Source organism: Yersinia similis, from assembly GCF_001053095.1.
GTDB classification, from domain to species: Bacteria; Pseudomonadota; Gammaproteobacteria; order Enterobacterales; family Enterobacteriaceae; genus Yersinia; species Yersinia similis.
The window spans coordinates 1-16509 of sequence record NZ_CGBP01000018.1 but is presented as its reverse complement, the minus strand read 5'-3'; the positions used below and the strand labels follow the sequence as shown (position 1 = coordinate 16509).

Genomic DNA, 16509 nt, shown 5'->3' with positions numbered 1-16509 from the left:
CAATAATTGAGATACATAAAAACAAATGGGACTTTACTCACAATGAACTGAGGATCGAGGATGATTATCAGATTCCGACTACCGTCATTATCGGTGCTGATATATGGCTCAATAGTGTTAGCGTCACTAATACCCTCTCCTATTTTAGGAGGGAGCCTCCCCCCGCCCTCGACAACAACAACGATGCCTGATACCACGTTATATCTTGAACTCGTGGTAAATGACCGTAACTTTGGGAGTGCTGTACCTGTTAGCTATCGCAACAACCGTTATTATCTTTCTCAATCACAGCTAAGGACTATTGGGCTTCCTATATCAGACCCACTAGCACTCGAGATTGCCGTTGATAATATGGCGGGCGTGAACGTTAAATATGATGGAGAGAACCAACGCCTATTAATCAATGTCCCCAGTGAGTGGCTACCAAAGCAACAAATCGATGTGACTGAACAAGATGATTTCAATCTTGCGCAAAGTAGTTTGGGGGCTTTATTCAATTACGATATTTATGCCACACAAGGTTACCTGTACTCATCTTTAACTCATTTTTCAGCATGGACAGAACAACGCATTTTTGATCGTTTTGGCTTGCTCAGTAATACCGGCGTTTATCGCACCCACTTTCCAAGTAATAACAACACAGATGACGCTAAAGGCTATATTCGTTTTGATACCCAGTGGCAGAAGAATGACGAAGAACATCTGCTGCGTTATAGCGCAGGTGACCTCATTACCGGTGCTTTGCCATGGAGCAGTGCGATACGCCTTGGTGGTATTCAGATAGCACGACATTTTGCTATCCGGCCCGATCTCATAACCTACCCATTACCACAATTTTCTGGTCAAGCAGCAGTACCCAGCACCGTTGATCTCTACATTGATAACTTCAGGACACAATCTGCCAATATCAACCCAGGCCCTTTTGTCATCAATAATGCACCGCGAATAAATGGTGCTGGCCAAGCTACTATCGTCACAACCGATGCCCTTGGCAGGCAAATCAGCACATCGGTGCCCTTTTACGTTGCCAGTAGACTGTTAAAACCCGGAATGTGGGATTTCAGTCTCTCGGGGGGGATCCTACGTCGTAATTATGCGATTCGCTCAGCAGACTACGGTGAAATGGCTGCCAGTGGCGTCGTTCGTTACGGCACCACACCTTGGTTGACACTGGAGGGCCGGGGAGAAATCGCCAAAGAAATGAATGTCATTGGGGGGGGCGTCAATCTACGCATGGGATTATTGGGTGTCCTAAATAGCGCATACAGTATAAGCAACACATCGAACGGCACTTTTAACGAGGTGGCTGAACCGCGAAATACCAATAACGCCACATCGAGTAGGTTACCGAACCCTGTAACTTCACGTAATGGTCGTGGCAACCAGCGTTCATTAGGTTATAGCTACAGTAACGCATTCTTTAATTTAAATGCTCAACATATTATCTGTAGTGATGAATATGCTGATCTTGCTAATTATAAAAGTCCTTCGCGCTTAAGCCGACGTATGACTCAACTCACGGGGAGTATCAGCCTAGATAGTTACGGTAACTTAGGATCTGGTTACTTTGATGTCAGAGATACTCTCGGCGAACAAACCCGGCTTATCAATGTCAGCTACAGTACTTCACTGTTACGCAATAGCAACTTTTATAGCGCACTAAACCGTGAGCTGGGCCGTAAAGGTTACAATATACAACTGGTCTGGAGCATTCCGTTAGGTCAGCGAGGATCAAGCAGCATCAGTGCAACACGCACAAGTGATAACCAATGGACTCAACGGCTAAATTATAGTCGTGCTGCGCCCCCGAATGGTGGATGGGGCTGGAACATCGCTTATGCCAACAGCGCAAGTAACCGTAATCAATACCAACAGGCAGACATCATTTGGCGTACGTCAATGATGGAAAGTCGCGTGGGCCTATATGGTAACAGTAATAACTACAACTATTGGGGGGGATTAACCGGTTCATTAGTGATGATGAATAGAAATCTCTATGCCAGTAATATGATTAACGATGCTTTTGCCTTGGTATCAACCAATGGTTTTAGCAATATTCCGGTTAGCTACGAAAATCAACTTATTGGCACAACTAATGCAAAGGGTTATTTGCTTATCCCGACAGTCTCCTCATTCTATCAGGCAAAATTCCAGATTGACCCAATGAATTTACCGGCAGATGTCTTGCTACCCAATGTTGAACGAAGGTTAGCTATTAGTGAACGCAGCGGCTATTTAATTGATTTCCCAATTGAGCGAATTTCCGCAGTGAATATTAGAATTACAGACACATCAGGCCAAGACTTACCGAAAGGCAGTGCAATATATACCACCGGTAACGTCCCGATAAGTTATGTCGGTTGGGACGGCATGGTATATATCGAACATGTGACACCATTAAATAAATTGAGAAAATTAAATAAAATTAGGATTATACGCGCCGATAATGGCACACAGTGCTACAGCCAGTTCAGACTAAAGACGACGGAAGGTATACAGGATGCTGGCACCACCGTATGCCGATAGTCGCTATAAGATGCTATCAATATACTCAAAATAATTCAAGTTGCAGGAAAGCGTCAACTGAGTACGTCTCCAGGAGCTTGCACCAGTCAGTAACCGGGGTAAACGAAGAAAGCCAACGCGCATGCAGCTTGGAGTATGACGGGTATAGACTTCATATGAGGAACGACGAATGTTATCCACCGCCAGAGAGATCTCCACCATAACGAACACTCCCAGGTATTGGCTTAGCTGGCGAGCATTACCTGTATTATGGTTATTTTATGCAGGGAATACATTAGCCTGTACCTTTAGCTCCCCCACCGTTACGCTCCCACCCAATTCGTCATTTAACGTCAATACCCTAACAGAAAGTGCCAGCGGTACCACTGCAATGCTCTGTACTGGGACAGGTGTGAGCCTATTGGCTTCTCCTATATTAAATGCAACTGTAGCCAGTACAACTAATACCTTGAGGCTAAAAAATTCAGCGGGTGACTTTATTCCTTATACAATTTATTCTGACGCAGGTTATAACAATCCCGTTGCTATAGGCAACATGATAAATTATGCCAGCAATAGCAGTTTACTCACTGTAACATTTTTCCAAATTAGTGCTAACCTCCCTATTTATATTCGAACTGGTAGCAATAACGCTATTAATGTTAACGTCAGTGCCGGAACATATACCGATGTAATTAATTTAAACTGGAATTATAATTTATGTGCTACCTCTATCATTAGTCTCTGCCTTGGCGGCCCCTTCAGTGGAACGGCAACCTCCACCGTTACAGTCACATTAACAGTCAGTAACGACTGCGTCATTAACAGTGCCCCAAACGTTAATTTCGGCAGTTATGCATTAATTGCCCAGTTTGTTCCTGTTAATCAAAACATCTCAGCCACCTGTACAAAAAATGCCACTTTCACGACTTACATAACCAATGGAAGTAATTTCGTCGCACCATGGCCTCGAATGAAATTAACCTCTGGAACTGACTATTTACAGTATCAACTGTATCAAGGGGCTGGAATAATACCGTGGAATGTGACGAACAAAAGAACGAGTACCGCGACAGGCACTCAGCAGTTGATCCCTTATAATGCCGTAATCAATGCGCAGCAAGCACAGAAAACGGTGGGAACTTATCAAGATAATGTGAGTGTTGTATTGGAATATTGAATTGAACATCCGTGCATACCTACATATATCCAGTGTTATTTGTTTTCCAAGAGCTATTTTACTTCCAAGAGATTTTTTAGAAAGTATCTCTGGCGATTTTCTTCAGCTCAGCTATTCTCAATAAGGTGATCAATCTGGTCATACCTCCTGCCACACCATTAGTAAGGAGCCTTTATGGGGAAAAGCATTGTAAAAATCAGGCAGTTTGAAGTTGATGATGCAGAATTATCATCACAGACAAAAGGTGAGCATACGCTTAGTATTCCGTGTAAATCAGACCCTGATTTATGTATGCAGTTAGATGGATGGGATGAAAACATCAGTATTCCTGCTATCTTAGATGGCAAGGATACGCTGTTATACAAGCAGCATTACGACCGACATCGAGATGCATGGGTTATGAAAATAACCTGAACATGGCGATAAGAAGATCCGTCAACCCATAGTTCATGCTTATGAGTGACGGTTTCTTCTCTTGGAACGTGACAGAGCTAACTGATTAAAACAGTTGCCTGGTGCAGCAATCAGAAGGTTTCCAGCACTTTAAACTTCATACAGATCAGCATCATATCTGGGGAAAACATATCATATTCCTCGAAAAAACGCTGTTGAGTTTTACGCCAGTAAGCCAGTGTACTATCACCCTCACCTTCCGCCAGTGCATGCGCCTCATCAACTTGATCAAACGTTTTCAGTTCTACCTCGGTTAACTCTACCGCACATGCTGGCTGATTCCGGCCATTGACCACGACAAATATGTCACCCGCCTGAGGAACACCCTCTTCATCCAATGCTGCACAGGTCGCCGTTTTTGTGCCATTCAGTACCAATGCCAATAAGTCATCCGCGACCTGCTCAGTATCACCAAATGCCCAACGTTCAGCGTCTTCATATTTCTGTGGGAGTGTAGCCATAATCTCATTATTCCTATTCGTAATATTATTGATGCAACGCATATTACACTTTATATTAATCAGTACGAACTGACTAACTCTCGCATCAGCATAAATTTCCGCTACTATACCCGATACATCAAATCATTGGTGTTGCAGCTAGCATTGTGGGGAAGATCATTGATTCCGGTGAGTTGCCCCTAATCAGTGATTCGGGTGAATCAAAACCACTCACGTCTGGTGCAGCAATTCACCAGACTATAATACTCAAATCGTTTTAAGGACCCTATGGTGACCAAACGCGTACCTAAAAGGCATTGGAAAATGTTTTTGGTGTTACTGTGCATCTGTGCTGCATTGATGCTATTACGATGGGCATCAATGATCTTTGGCTGATTTGATCATGGCTGAGGTGCGTCTTGCGGCAAGAATAAACAGCCACACTTCGGGCAGATCAAGGCGATATTTTTTTGCACTTTCTCCGCACTCTGCACAGAATTCGCCCCACATTCTGGGCACTTAATCTGTCCCCGCACACCGCTCACCAGTTTTTTAAGATTATCAAGAAATGACATATCCTCACCTCTCTATTGTATGACTGACTCAGCTTACGTTAATCGCCAATCATAAGCCGTGGGATGGCCAACATTTACTCACGTTATTAGACCCAAAACAGAACTTTTGTTGCCTGAGATAGCCGATTTTATGTGCTACAGAGGAAGAGATAAGTAGAAATAGAAATAGAAAGGATAGATAGGGTAAAAACATTCACCACGCGGCATGGCTGGCATGCTTGGCGTAGTGAAATGGTAGGCAGGTTATTGGAAATGGTTGAGCCGGGATCAGTGATTCCATAATTCTTGGATCAATCCCCTGACCCGAACCTTGGATGCACCAGCAACCAGGCTAATGATACGGTTAGCGCTCAATGTTGAAACGTCGGTATTCCATTCATCGAAAGAGTGTTCCGCGTAGCTATCGCTGAACACTTTTTTTATCGAGGATTCAGCTTCAGACATCTCACTGAAATTCTTAGCGTTTATTAAGCACTGAGCAATGATCGAGATTTTTTTCATGTTTTATCCTTGATTATCGGTCGCATAGTGTAGCACAATTACACCCCCTCTGCTTATATGCTGCTTAAATTGTTTTCAATTGGCGCTAACAGTTTGATAAAGCAGCAGATTAACTATTTCCTGTTAATCAATCCGGTCTTCTATCTATCAAATTTAATCCGCTGGCATTTGATTAGTATGTCTTGTAGCAGCTTCCTTTAATAGCACCTCCATTTCAATAGAACCCGGTGGCCGCAGCGACCATTCAGGCCCACGCAATCCTTCGGCATAACCCGCCTGATACAGGCGCTCCATCTTGACTGGATCAAAGATTTCCGCACCATTTATATCGACATCAGGTGGGATAGTTATCCAATGGAATCCCGATTGCTCAGCTAAAGAGAAAGCATAAATACGGTATAAGTCGCCTACTAACGCAGCTTTACTGGTTGAGTCCAAGGTGCGCAAAGCAATATTACGGACCAAACGCGGGGTTGGTTCCGGTTGAGGGCCAAGTTGACCGTTATGAATAATGTAAATATCTTCTTTACTGTCAGCTAAACCTGCTCTGGCGCGTACCACTTTCGAGCTGTATACCCCGCCATTATAGAAAACCCTCGCGGCAACACCACCATCTACGTGCATCTCATCATAGTGTTTACCATTAGCCACGACATCGAAGAAGACCGGTGAAAATGCGACGGGCACAGAAGAGGATGCCAACATCACCTTACGAAATAGCATCAAGGCTTCTGGCGTGCCTTTAGACGCGATCAACCCCATGTTCCACACAATAAAGCGTTGTGAATCAAGATCAACTGTCCCCATATACAACCGACGCCCGCCTTTATGGGCCTTAGCAATTTCACTCAGCAACTGCGGGGTAATATGACCATCAATCAACTGAGACAGTGGGCTGGTATCTGCCAATGATTCACGGAAAAATAGGCGAAACAACAGGTTATTTAGGTGAAAAATATCTCGAGTCGTTGTGGTGGTATAAAAATCATGCAGGGCTTTATCGTGGTCACTACCCAAGAAAGCAAAAGGCGCGATCAAGGCCCCCGTTGAAACCCCACTAACAACTTTGAAAACCGGACGTTTACCTGTTTCTGTCCAACCATTTAGAAAACCAGCACCAAACGCGCCATTTGGCCCGCCACCAGACAAAGCCAAATGCGGGTACACCCGTGTTCCGTCAGCCTGACGAAACATCTCTTTCGATTCATCTTTATATGATTGCAGCAAGTCCGCTTCAAATACGGCGCTAATGTGCCCTGCCCCAGCGCGAATATTTGGCATTCCAGGGATCTCGGCTGCGGGCATTAACTCCACAGGCACTGGATTTCTTGGGAGTTGACTACAGGCCGCCAAAAAAGAGATTCCGAGCAGTAAAGCTATGGAGCGAATTAATTGCCAACGAGTTATCATTATATTTCCTAGCCAATACTGCAGAATATCTGCCCGTTAAATATATACTATTCTTGTGCTTGCTTCACAAACCCAATACTACCTATTCAGCCATTGTTGATGTGATATGTGATACCAGCAATGTTGGCTTAACGGACTGTTCGCGCTGACGCCAGGATGAAGGAAAGTATGGGATGCCCGCTCCATACCAATACGCGCCATCACTGCTTGTGAGCGTAGATTTATGAGTGCGGTAAATGAAACGATCTCAACCAGTTTTAACTGTTCAAAACCCACTTTTAAGGCGTTCAACGCGCCTTCTGTTGCTAAGCCTTTTCCCCAAAAGGGGTATGCAAAGCGCCAACCAATTTCCACACAGGGTGAAAACGGCAATTTAACAGTAGGAATATGCAACCCCAGCGCCCCCACAAATTGGCCACTGTTCTTTACTTCAACAGCCCAGAATCCCCAACCACGCTGCTCAATCAATAATTGACAGCGATCCGCCATTGCATCACTTTCCGCCCGAGTTAAGGGCGCAGGGAAATAGGCCATAACCCGTTTATCCGCATTTAATTGAGCGAATGGCTCCCGGTCTGAAGGACGCCATTGCCGCAGCAATAAACGCTCAGTCTCACATTCAATTAACGTCTTCATACCATTAACTCTTTCACATCAGCAATTTTTATACAATCAATTACTTAATGTAATTTATTCATTGATGTAATGGATTCTTTTAAAGAAAATTCTAAGCCCATTTTTATACTTAGGCCACTCAATAGAATGGCCCTTTATTGTGGATACTGTGTCTAACTGGCTAAAATCAAAACGATTAATCTACTGGCGATTGTTCATCCAGAATCGTCAATAGGGTATCAGCATCTGGCGTCGTGATATATTTCCCCTCAAGGAAACCCGCTAATTTAGACTCAACACCATGTTCGTACACTTCATAACCGTCGATTCGATAGCCAGGGGTCCCATCCTGGTTACGGATATATTCATCGCCATCGATATAGTACTCAACGCTACCGTAAACATCTTCAATCTCGTAACGTTTATCAAAAGGAAACTGTTTCATCGTCTATCCTAAAAACCAATGTCATCATTATATGATGCCAATTTACCGCTATTTTAGGAAGCAGTAACTCTGTAATACCCCTCGCTTATTCTCTCCCCTAGTTGCACTCCACTTTAGCTCAAAAAAACGGCTATGATATCCCGTTAACCTCTTTATTATTGACTCCTTCATTGGCACCCAAAGATCACAATATAAACATGATCCTCGGTGGAAATTGATACCTATTGGAAGTAATATTACGTAAAATCAGCGTGCTGTTCGCTATGGTCATTTCCATTGGGATGCTAAAAGAAAAACCCAGTGGCTTGCGTCTTGCAGCCAGTTTTATGATCATGGCGGGTGTTGTTGTGACTAAATTTGGCTAACTCACATTCGAGTAGCCCCCCTGCTAACGTTTTATTGCCTATAAAGCGAGGGTAACGGTTATTCATAACAACAAATACTGATAACAACAAAGCCCCCAACGAAACACGCTATACTCATATAAATCCTATAACAAGGAGGCTATATGCTCATAGGGTTTGTTTTACTGGTTAGTACCTGCGGCATGGATGCTTGTGAGGCGCTTCCGGTGACAGAAGATATTTATTCAACACGTCATGAATGCATGGATGTGGCTCTTCGCCTGCATGAAAGAAGACCCGATGTGGTATTGCTTTGTGGGGAAGTGTATCGGCAGCCTGACGATGAAAGGTATCCTTAAAACATTCTGGAGGCAGAGGCCCATCAGCACAAAATACCCGCGCCTTCTTACTGTACTTTACAGCTAACAGAGCCTCTCCTCCCTTCTTCTCTTCTTTTTCTCTTACATCTCATGTTACAGCACGCAAATAATGTTAATCACATTGAGATTAACTGCGATTAGCCTGTTTAAACTTAGCGCCATATAGCGCTCACGCGAATAAAAACAGGTGAATATATTGTTTAATCTTTTTTTAAACCCATTACAACTGTAGTTTTAATGGAGCATATCAGACAACAGTTTGTTAGATGTAATATGCCCCCGAACACAACTCATCACAAAAAGATATTCTTAATAAAAATCTTATTAAAATCACTTCATTGTTTTAATTATAGAAACTAATGGAAAATTTATTCAGGAGATTTCATGCACGTTCGTTTTCGTCATTTATTCTTATTATCATTAATAACTTTGGTCGCTTGTAGCCAACCCGTACCAAAAAACCATCTTAGCCTGACCTCTATACCTGCCAATGCCCAGCAACCTGTAGTGAATAATGCGTGGCTTGAAATTTCTCAAGGTGCGCTGGATTTCAATACTAAAAAGATGCTTACACTGCTGGATAATAAATCCACACTTTGTGCAATATTAAAAGGTGATGCCTATGGACATGACCTGATCTTAGTCACACCGGTGATGCTAAAAAACAATGTGCAATGTATTGGGGTTGCCAGCAATCAGGAACTAAAAACGGTACGTGACCTAGGATTTACTGGTCAGTTGATGCGGGTCAGAAGTGCAACATTAAAAGAAATGCAACAAGCCATGGCTTACGATGCTGAAGAACTTATTGGCGATAAAACCGTCGCTGAGCAGTTAAATAATATTGCAAAACTGAATGGAAAAGTTCTCCGTATCCATCTGGCACTTAACTCTGGAGGGATGTCACGTAATGGGCTGGAGGTCAGTAAGACCCGCGGTTTAAATGACGCAAAGACGATTGCAGGTTTAAACAATCTAACAATCGTTGGCATCATGTCGCACTACCCGGTGGAAGATGCTAGCGAAATCAAAGCAGACTTGGCTCGATTCCAGCAACAAGCCAAAGATGTTATCGCGGCCACGGGGCTGAAACGTGAAAAGATTAAGCTCCACGTCGCCAATACATTCGCTACCTTAGCGGTGCCTGATTCATGGTTGGATATGGTCCGTGTGGGAGGGGTGTTTTATGGTGACACCATCGCCAGCACAGAATATAAGCGGGCTATGACCTTCAAATCTAATATCGCATCACTGAACAACTACCCTAAGGGCGGCACTGTTGGCTATGACCGGACCTATACATTGAAACGTGATTCCCTGCTGGCTAATATCCCTGTGGGTTATGCCGATGGATATCGCCGAGTATTCAGTAATGCGGGGCATGTGATTATTCAAGGTCAGCGCCTGCCCGTATTAGGCAAAACATCAATGAATACGGTTATGGTAGACGTCACCGATCTAAAAAAAGTGAGTTTAGGTAATGAAGTAGTCTTATTCGGAAAGCAGGGCAATGCAGAAATCCAGGCAGAAGAAATTGAAGATCTCAGTGGGGCACTATTTACCGAAATGTCAATTCTATGGGGTGCAACCAATAAGCGTATTCTGGTAGATTAAGTCATTTCACCGTCTGTTTTCATTAACACTGTCGTGAAAACAGACGGTCAGTATATCGCGTATAACTCCCTCCCTATCCCGATTATTTTCACAGAGTGAACCGTTTTCACAGGACGAGTTGTCTGCACGAGATAATTTGCACTTATTAGCCCATAACGGAATACAGGAAAAGGCAGAGAGAAAGAAGCAACGACCAATTAAAACCATTTAGTCTCTCGCTGCCAACCATTTTTTCCCATGCAGTCCGAAAAATTCGCATTGCGACTCTGTTTATTCACATCCATAGGATAGCTTTCTAAAACTGATTTATTCTCATATTTGTATCCTCCATTTTTTGAGCACTCTTCTCCAGTTTTACATTTTATTGTAACCGTCTGTTGAATTGTCCTTTGCGCTACTTCATTTTTAATGGGGAAGCGGATAAGTGACTCACTATTGCACAGACTTTTAGTTGCCTCTAACGTTAAGGGCGCTTGGCCTATTGGTTCCCATGATGATGAACACCCCGAGATAATAAAAGAAATCAAGAAAACGCTAGAAAATAAAATAATCTTCATAGTTAATTAAATATCCACAAAAAAACGATATATTAACAATCCGTAAAAAACACGCCAAAACCACTAAATCAGAGTATTAATTTTGATGTAAATAACCTGTCAGAAATAGAAATTCCGGCGCATTATATGAATATGATGCTATTATTTATCGACTATTTGCACTTATCGGTTACTTTCACAATGGCGGCACGATACACACTGTCATCTTCGGCAGAAAATACGGCAACCCCCTCCACCATAGCCTGTGGCTTGAGTTTCCCCTGAATCAGGGTCTCATCCACGGTATCCAGTTTGAAGGTTTTTCCATCAGGAGAATGCACCGCCAGACATAACGAAGATAAATCAATCTCATTGTCCGAGAGATTAGCAATGAAAACCTTGAAATCTTTTGTGTAATAAGATTTATCACCTATAGAAATTGACCCCTTATTTTGCTGTGTGGCATAGACAGTAACACTATTAGTAATAGTAGCTGCCAGGCCGGTAAAGCTGACAAGACAAAGAGTGGCCACACTTAATATATACTTTGCTTTCATATATAACCCTTTCCTTTCATTAATTTCCCAGCCCTCAGTATAGTGATAGAGTCCAAACGCCAGCTTAACGAACGGCTATAAAATTTTTTGAAAAAAATAATAAAGCCGTGGTCAACAAAAGTCAGTCACGGCTTTACTGTATATAAACATCATCCGCGTACGATAAAATCCATCCCCCCTCTAAAACTACTGACAAACCCTAATGACTCGATTTTAAACGGTGAAAATAGACACTGGAATACAACATCCGTTTCAGGGTGGGCGTGAATTTATCCCCCAATATTTTTACGGTCTGCCTATTATCTCCGCCATGGGGACGTTGTTATCAACCTCAGGGGGAAACCTCCTTTTATTTATGGGAAGGTGCTTCACCGTTTATACGCTTTGCCAAGACCGGTTCACTGTACGAAGTAGGAAGAAAATAATCTTTCCCCAGTAACTTTTCACCCTCATACCATGGAATTTTATTGAAGTATAAGCTTAAACCATCGTATCCATACTCAAACAAATAACCATCACTACTAATGAACTTAAAATACTCATCAGAGTAAATAATTAACTTATAGTTAGTCCCGCCACCCGCGGCATGAAGCGCTTTAACACGCTGCAGATAGACCAGTGCATATTCACTAAATATTTTCTTAGCTTGCGTAGTATATTGATCAGCAGTCAGTCCTGATTTCTTTTGCAACTCTACTGCAATAATTGCAAAAGCATCGGCATCAGCCCTTGCGACAGACAATTGAACCCGAAGATATTGAGCTAATTTTTTAGCATCAATACTCAGTGTCTTTTCTTTCGTTACTGCTTCATTTTTTTTCCCTAACGAGACACCCGATGGTTTATAAGTACTCGTCATAAACTCAGTCGGCTTAGGTACCGCCATAACAGAATTGGCAACATACGCTGCGCAACCGATTATACGGCTGGATTTATCGGTATCCACCAATAACGAGAGAGGATGTCCCTGCTGGGGAATATTACTGATATCAATACCGAATTTCACTAATGTTTGCGCTACCTGCTCCTGAGAACGCTCACCTCTGGCCAATGCACACACCTGACTCATGATCAGCTCTTTGTGCTGACCATCTACTGCGGGCACCAAACCTGCGACGGCTTGTTGAATAAGCGGCAATGTGGGCAGTTCGACCCACTGAGGCTCTATTTTCGGGGTATTATTGATAGTATGTCGATAGGTTGCATCGTACTTGGTAAGTAACAATAAACCAGTTAGTAGCAGTAAGGAAAAAAACAATAATAATGACGATATGATCAATCCAGTGGTTTTGAGTGATAGCATGGGTGCTGCCTTTTAATCCCTAAGAATAAGAATCGGGCTGTGCAAAAAATCGCACAACCCATTAATAATATTAAACAATATTTAGTATTGGCCCTTCGCTACCATTGATAACCTACACCGATACCGATCCCCATATCCCCTTGTGTATTGGAGGAGGCTTGCAGTTTACTGATCCACCGCCCGCTGTCAGAAATACTCGACACCCCCACCGACAGTGCCGATTGACCCCGGTAGCTGGCTGCACCAATGGTCGCCATGCTGGCACCCGGTGTATAGGGCTGGGTCAGGCTCGCCATCGCCATGGCACCGGCGATCCCCGCACTTAACGTACTATCCTGTTTTTTCAGGTCTTCTTTAAGTGCAGCATAGCGCCGGTCTGTATAAGCATTGGCGTCGTTAGTGGTACTCGACATGCTATGGTTGAGTTGATCCAGATTCACCGCATCAGTGCCCTGAGTCCCTGCGGCAACATTGATGAGCTGCCGTTCATTGCCAACCGACCCCACCGAGACACTGTTTTCACGATCCGCCACGGAGTTGGCCCCCAACGCGGTGCTGTTTGCCGCCGTCGCCTTGCTGCCCGTACCCATCGCGGTACTGTTGCTGCCCGACGCCACGGAACCCGCACCACCCGCCATCGCATCAGTTCCGGTGGCCGAAGGCTTGGCCTGGCCGCTGTTGTTGTTCACCTGGAACATCCCGTCAGTGCCGTTTTGCAACCCTGAAACGGTGTCACCCACCGCGGCCATTGCACCATCAAGTTGCCGAAGATTGACCGCATCCATCGCCTCTCGCCCGTCGGCAATGTTGCTGACCGTCCGGGTCTCCCCGGTTGCCGCATTGCCCACCGACACCGTACCTACGGTAGCGTTATCCGCAATAGAGTACTTACCGGTGTAGCTCTCCATGCCGCGCCCGTTATCAGCGGAACCCTGCCCCAGGGCAACACTGCCATCTGCGCTGACGCTTGCAGCATCACCTATCGCCACCGCCCCGCGACCAGAGGCCAACGTGCCCTTGCCGGAAGCCACCGACGCGGTGCCGGACGCCTGCGCCTGCGGCCCGATCGCCACCGAATCACTGCCGCTGGCCACCGAGTCAGGCTCGGTGGAGTGGGTGTGGAAGTATTTCACGCCGCCCCCGTTGGCGATGGTGGCCATCCCCGCCTCAACATTGGTGACCCGGCCCCCCAAACTGGTGATGTTAACGGTATTCTGTTCCACCTTATCCCCAACCGCGGTCAATTGCGCGACATTGACCGCATCATAATCAGCCGAACCGGCTGCCACACCGGTGATCTTGCGATTCCCCTGCGCGGTTCCTATTCCCACTTCACCCACCGACGTCTGCGGGGCCGTCAACCCGTACGCACTGTAGTGGCTCTCAGCACCGACGGTGGTGACCGACGAGGCCCCTAATGCGATACTGTTTGCCTGGCTGGCAGCCGCTCCCGCCCCCAATGCCAACGACTGTGCTCCCTGCGCTTGCGACCCGGCCCCCATGGCTATCGACGTGGTACCGGATGCCTGCGCATTCGGGCCGATAGCCACCGAATCGCTACCACTGGCCACCGAGTCAGGTTGGGTGGAGTGGGTGTGGAAGTACTTCACACCGCCCCCGTTGGTGATGCTGGTCATCCCCCCCTCAACGTTGCTAACCCGGCTGCCTAAACTGGTAATGTCAGCGGTATTCTTCCCGACTTTATTACCAACAGCAGTCAACTGGGCAACGTTGACCGCATCATAGTCAGCCGAGCCTGCCGCCACACCGGTGATCTTGCGATTACCCTGCGCGGTCCCTATACCCACTTCACCCACCGATGCCTGTGCGGTCGGCAGACCATACGCACTGTAGCTGCTCTGAGCGCCCACCGTGGTGACCGACGACGCCCCTAACGCAATACTGTTTGCCTGGCTGGTAACCGCCCCGGCCCCAAGAGCCAAAGACTGTGCCCCCTGCGCCTGCGCTCCGGCACCAAGGGCCGTGCTCGCGGTACCGGTCGCCTGAGTATTGGGGCCAATTGCAATGCCCCCGACAGCGTTTACCCCAACAACCGCACTGTTACCGATACCAACACCGTTATTACCGTTGACCACCGTCGCCGGCCCGACAGCAATAGCATCCTGACCCGCAGGCACGGAGTCTTGCGGGTTGGCTGAGTTGGCGTGGAAATAGCGGGTTCCAGTCTGGTTCAACGTATAAAGCTGGCTACCAACCACCGCATCGGTGGAGGCCGATGAAATCGTTGCGGGGGCAAGATTGGTGGCTTTTTTGCCATTCAAGAATAACCCCCCTTGCACGTAAGTATCACCGTTGATAAATGCCCCATTGCTTTGAACGACAAAACCGTATGCCGTTCCGGTATTACTGGTGCCAACTGCCGTCGTGAATGTCCCTGTCCAGGGAGTGGCAGCATATCCAGGGAGCCCGCCTTGTCCGCCAACAAATAGCTGCCCCCCATTGGTATTCAGATTACTCAAAGACAACGTATTACAACTTGAACTAGTCGTCATACCAGAGGGCTTAATTCCAGATAATTCAGGTACATCTAGAACGGCATAACAAGAAGTATCATTGGCATTGTTCACATAGATTTGAGAAAATGCAGTACCTGGCGCAAGTACCATCATCATAAAAATAGCGGGCAGACCACGAAGATAACTCTCGCTTATAATAAATTTCAAAACTGTATATCTGTAAATATAATTACAATCATATCTTCTGATATTCGTCATATCATCCCCATCTTATTCTTGCTCACCTTTTGTCATTGGTGGCTAATTATTAGGCAAAGACGCTCGAACCTGCTTCTGCATAACATTGAGTCAAAAAAACTGACTAATTTACCTCTACCTCACCGATAGTCGGTGTCGCATCACAATAAAAATTTACTATTGGTTACACTAGGGTGAGATTTATCCTAATGATGTTCTCCCCCTTAAAATATCAACCATAAAGGGAGCTAATTAGTACGATCTATTCAAAAATGGTTGCTCAATTTATTTATTTTCTAAACGCGGAATTATTTAACCATTAAGATACAAATCAACCAGTGACCCACAAAAAAGTAAATTTTTTCAATAGATTGTGATTTTTTAGTACTTAAAAAAATAAGAGACCTTAATCAGTCCTGTTGGCAGACTTACCTGATCTGCTGAACGAAAGGCAACAGTGCATTATTTCTGGCTAAAGGATTAGCGCTCTGTGTATAGAGAAAAAATATGAGAATAATCTATTGTTGAGTTTTAAACAGTTTATGTCAACGCAAGAGCGGTGATTGGTAAAACAGGTGCGATATTAGATGATGAGTCGTATATGTTGCAGTATATCCAGTGAGTAAAAATAAACCGGTTAATAATAGTAAAGAAAAAAGTACTGACAATGAAAAGAATAATAAAAATGGCAATCCTATAGTTTGGAGAAATAATATAGATTCAGCTAAAAAATAAAAATCGGGCTGTGCAAAAAAATCGCACAACCCAGTAATAATATTAAACAATAGTCAGTATTGGCCCTTCGCTACCATTGATAACCTACGCCGACACCAGCCCCCATATCCCCTTGTGTATTGGAGGAAGCCTGCAGTTTACTGACCCACCGCCCGCTGTCAGAAATACTCGACACCCCCACCGACAGTGCCGATTGACCCCG

18 protein-coding genes are annotated in these 16509 nt (G+C 45.0%); 7 read left to right on the top strand and 11 right to left on the bottom strand.

Features of this window, described 5'->3' with window-relative positions:
• The first annotated feature begins 60 nt into the window (after nucleotides 1–60).
• The 3 genes from AC971_RS13675 to AC971_RS13665 all read left to right on the top strand — a co-directional run bounded on the left by AC971_RS13675 (nucleotide 61) and on the right by AC971_RS13665 (nucleotide 4099).
• On the top strand, nucleotides 61–2526 hold the full coding sequence (locus AC971_RS13675) for a fimbria/pilus outer membrane usher protein (protein WP_025384103.1): 2466 nt from the start codon (nucleotides 61–63) through the stop codon (nucleotides 2524–2526).
• Between the two features lie 169 nt (nucleotides 2527–2695).
• The gene (locus AC971_RS13670) at nucleotides 2696–3685 is read left to right on the top strand and encodes a Csu type fimbrial protein (RefSeq protein ID WP_025384104.1); all 990 of its coding nucleotides are present in this window, start codon (nucleotides 2696–2698) and stop codon (nucleotides 3683–3685) included.
• A gap of 174 nt (nucleotides 3686–3859) precedes the next feature.
• Nucleotides 3860–4099: a YebV family protein gene (locus tag AC971_RS13665; RefSeq protein ID WP_025384105.1), complete on the top strand. Its 240-nt coding sequence runs from the start codon at nucleotides 3860–3862 to the stop codon at nucleotides 4097–4099.
• Between the two features lie 110 nt (nucleotides 4100–4209).
• Here AC971_RS13665 and AC971_RS13660 read toward each other — a convergent pair whose 3' ends face one another.
• A complete protein-coding gene (locus tag AC971_RS13660; RefSeq protein WP_025384106.1) occupies nucleotides 4210–4599 on the bottom strand; it encodes an ASCH domain-containing protein in 390 nt (129 codons plus the stop codon).
• Nucleotides 4600–4866: 267 nt separating this feature from the next.
• On the opposite strand from AC971_RS13660, the gene yniD reads away from it, so the two are divergent.
• A complete protein-coding gene (yniD, locus tag AC971_RS25195) occupies nucleotides 4867–4974 on the top strand; it encodes a small membrane protein YniD (RefSeq protein WP_231573018.1) in 108 nt (35 codons plus the stop codon).
• Nucleotides 4975–4979: 5 nt separating this feature from the next.
• On the opposite strand, the gene AC971_RS25190 is transcribed toward yniD, so the two are convergent.
• From AC971_RS25190 to AC971_RS13640, 5 genes are all read right to left on the bottom strand, one after another.
• A complete protein-coding gene (locus AC971_RS25190; RefSeq protein WP_220387942.1) occupies nucleotides 4980–5153 on the bottom strand; it encodes a YnfU family zinc-binding protein in 174 nt (57 codons plus the stop codon).
• A 267-nt stretch (nucleotides 5154–5420) separates the two neighbouring features.
• Nucleotides 5421–5654: a hypothetical protein gene (locus tag AC971_RS13655; RefSeq protein WP_025384107.1), complete on the bottom strand. Its 234-nt coding sequence runs from the start codon at nucleotides 5652–5654 to the stop codon at nucleotides 5421–5423.
• Between the two features lie 153 nt (nucleotides 5655–5807).
• On the bottom strand, nucleotides 5808–7064 hold the full coding sequence (locus AC971_RS13650; protein ID WP_025384108.1) for a patatin-like phospholipase family protein: 1257 nt from the start codon (nucleotides 7062–7064) through the stop codon (nucleotides 5808–5810).
• Nucleotides 7065–7142: 78 nt separating this feature from the next.
• Nucleotides 7143–7700, bottom strand: coding sequence for a GNAT family N-acetyltransferase (locus AC971_RS13645; RefSeq protein ID WP_025384109.1), 558 nt, complete (start codon nucleotides 7698–7700; stop codon nucleotides 7143–7145).
• A 175-nt stretch (nucleotides 7701–7875) separates the two neighbouring features.
• Nucleotides 7876–8124 (bottom strand): hypothetical protein, encoded by a 249-nt coding sequence (locus AC971_RS13640; RefSeq protein ID WP_025384110.1) that lies wholly within the window; start codon nucleotides 8122–8124, stop codon nucleotides 7876–7878.
• Nucleotides 8125–8348: 224 nt separating this feature from the next.
• Here AC971_RS13640 and AC971_RS24350 point away from each other — a divergent pair, with 224 nt between their 5' ends.
• From AC971_RS24350 to alr, 3 genes are all read left to right on the top strand, one after another.
• Nucleotides 8349–8489, top strand: a complete 141-nt coding sequence (locus tag AC971_RS24350; protein WP_174407873.1) for a hypothetical protein — start codon at nucleotides 8349–8351, stop codon at nucleotides 8487–8489.
• A 143-nt stretch (nucleotides 8490–8632) separates the two neighbouring features.
• Entirely contained in the window at nucleotides 8633–8827 is a 195-nt protein-coding gene (locus AC971_RS13635) for a hypothetical protein (RefSeq protein WP_025384111.1), read from the top strand.
• Nucleotides 8828–9232: 405 nt separating this feature from the next.
• Nucleotides 9233–10462 carry an alanine racemase gene (gene alr / locus AC971_RS13630; protein ID WP_025384112.1) on the top strand — a complete coding sequence of 410 codons (1230 nt, stop codon included), beginning with the start codon at nucleotides 9233–9235 and terminating at the stop codon, nucleotides 10460–10462.
• Between the two features lie 197 nt (nucleotides 10463–10659).
• Here the strand turns inward: alr and AC971_RS13625 are convergent, their stop codons facing one another.
• From AC971_RS13625 to AC971_RS25755, 5 genes are all read right to left on the bottom strand, one after another.
• A complete protein-coding gene (locus AC971_RS13625) occupies nucleotides 10660–11019 on the bottom strand; it encodes a hypothetical protein (protein ID WP_025384113.1) in 360 nt (119 codons plus the stop codon).
• A 152-nt stretch (nucleotides 11020–11171) separates the two neighbouring features.
• On the bottom strand, nucleotides 11172–11555 hold the full coding sequence (locus AC971_RS13620; protein WP_025384114.1) for a DUF4354 family protein: 384 nt from the start codon (nucleotides 11553–11555) through the stop codon (nucleotides 11172–11174).
• 349 nt (nucleotides 11556–11904) lie between these two features.
• Nucleotides 11905–12858 (bottom strand): hypothetical protein, encoded by a 954-nt coding sequence (locus tag AC971_RS13615; protein ID WP_025384115.1) that lies wholly within the window; start codon nucleotides 12856–12858, stop codon nucleotides 11905–11907.
• 98 nt (nucleotides 12859–12956) lie between these two features.
• Nucleotides 12957–15593, bottom strand: coding sequence for a YadA family autotransporter adhesin (locus AC971_RS13610; RefSeq protein WP_048677692.1), 2637 nt, complete (start codon nucleotides 15591–15593; stop codon nucleotides 12957–12959).
• Nucleotides 15594–16377: 784 nt separating this feature from the next.
• Nucleotides 16378–16509 (bottom strand): YadA C-terminal domain-containing protein (locus tag AC971_RS25755; RefSeq protein WP_197090732.1); only part of this gene is annotated, 132 nt, incomplete at its 5' end.

Coding starts and splice junctions, on each gene's coding strand:
- AC971_RS13610 (WP_048677692.1), bottom strand. CDS start 15,593: ATGACGAATATCAGAAGATATGATTGTAATTATATTTACAGATATACA.
- AC971_RS13620 (WP_025384114.1), bottom strand. CDS start 11,555: ATGAAAGCAAAGTATATATTAAGTGTGGCCACTCTTTGTCTTGTCAGC.
- AC971_RS13625 (WP_025384113.1), bottom strand. CDS start 11,019: ATGAAGATTATTTTATTTTCTAGCGTTTTCTTGATTTCTTTTATTATC.
- AC971_RS13670 (WP_025384104.1), top strand. CDS start 2,696: ATGTTATCCACCGCCAGAGAGATCTCCACCATAACGAACACTCCCAGG.
- AC971_RS13665 (WP_025384105.1), top strand. CDS start 3,860: ATGGGGAAAAGCATTGTAAAAATCAGGCAGTTTGAAGTTGATGATGCA.
- AC971_RS13650 (WP_025384108.1), bottom strand. CDS start 7,064: ATGATAACTCGTTGGCAATTAATTCGCTCCATAGCTTTACTGCTCGGA.
- AC971_RS13640 (WP_025384110.1), bottom strand. CDS start 8,124: ATGAAACAGTTTCCTTTTGATAAACGTTACGAGATTGAAGATGTTTAC.
- AC971_RS13635 (WP_025384111.1), top strand. CDS start 8,633: ATGCTCATAGGGTTTGTTTTACTGGTTAGTACCTGCGGCATGGATGCT.
- yniD (WP_231573018.1), top strand. CDS start 4,867: ATGGTGACCAAACGCGTACCTAAAAGGCATTGGAAAATGTTTTTGGTG.
- AC971_RS13655 (WP_025384107.1), bottom strand. CDS start 5,654: ATGAAAAAAATCTCGATCATTGCTCAGTGCTTAATAAACGCTAAGAAT.
- alr (WP_025384112.1), top strand. CDS start 9,233: ATGCACGTTCGTTTTCGTCATTTATTCTTATTATCATTAATAACTTTG.
- AC971_RS13645 (WP_025384109.1), bottom strand. CDS start 7,700: ATGAAGACGTTAATTGAATGTGAGACTGAGCGTTTATTGCTGCGGCAA.
- AC971_RS13675 (WP_025384103.1), top strand. CDS start 61: ATGATTATCAGATTCCGACTACCGTCATTATCGGTGCTGATATATGGC.
- AC971_RS13660 (WP_025384106.1), bottom strand. CDS start 4,599: ATGGCTACACTCCCACAGAAATATGAAGACGCTGAACGTTGGGCATTT.
- AC971_RS13615 (WP_025384115.1), bottom strand. CDS start 12,858: ATGCTATCACTCAAAACCACTGGATTGATCATATCGTCATTATTATTG.
- AC971_RS25190 (WP_220387942.1), bottom strand. CDS start 5,153: ATGTCATTTCTTGATAATCTTAAAAAACTGGTGAGCGGTGTGCGGGGA.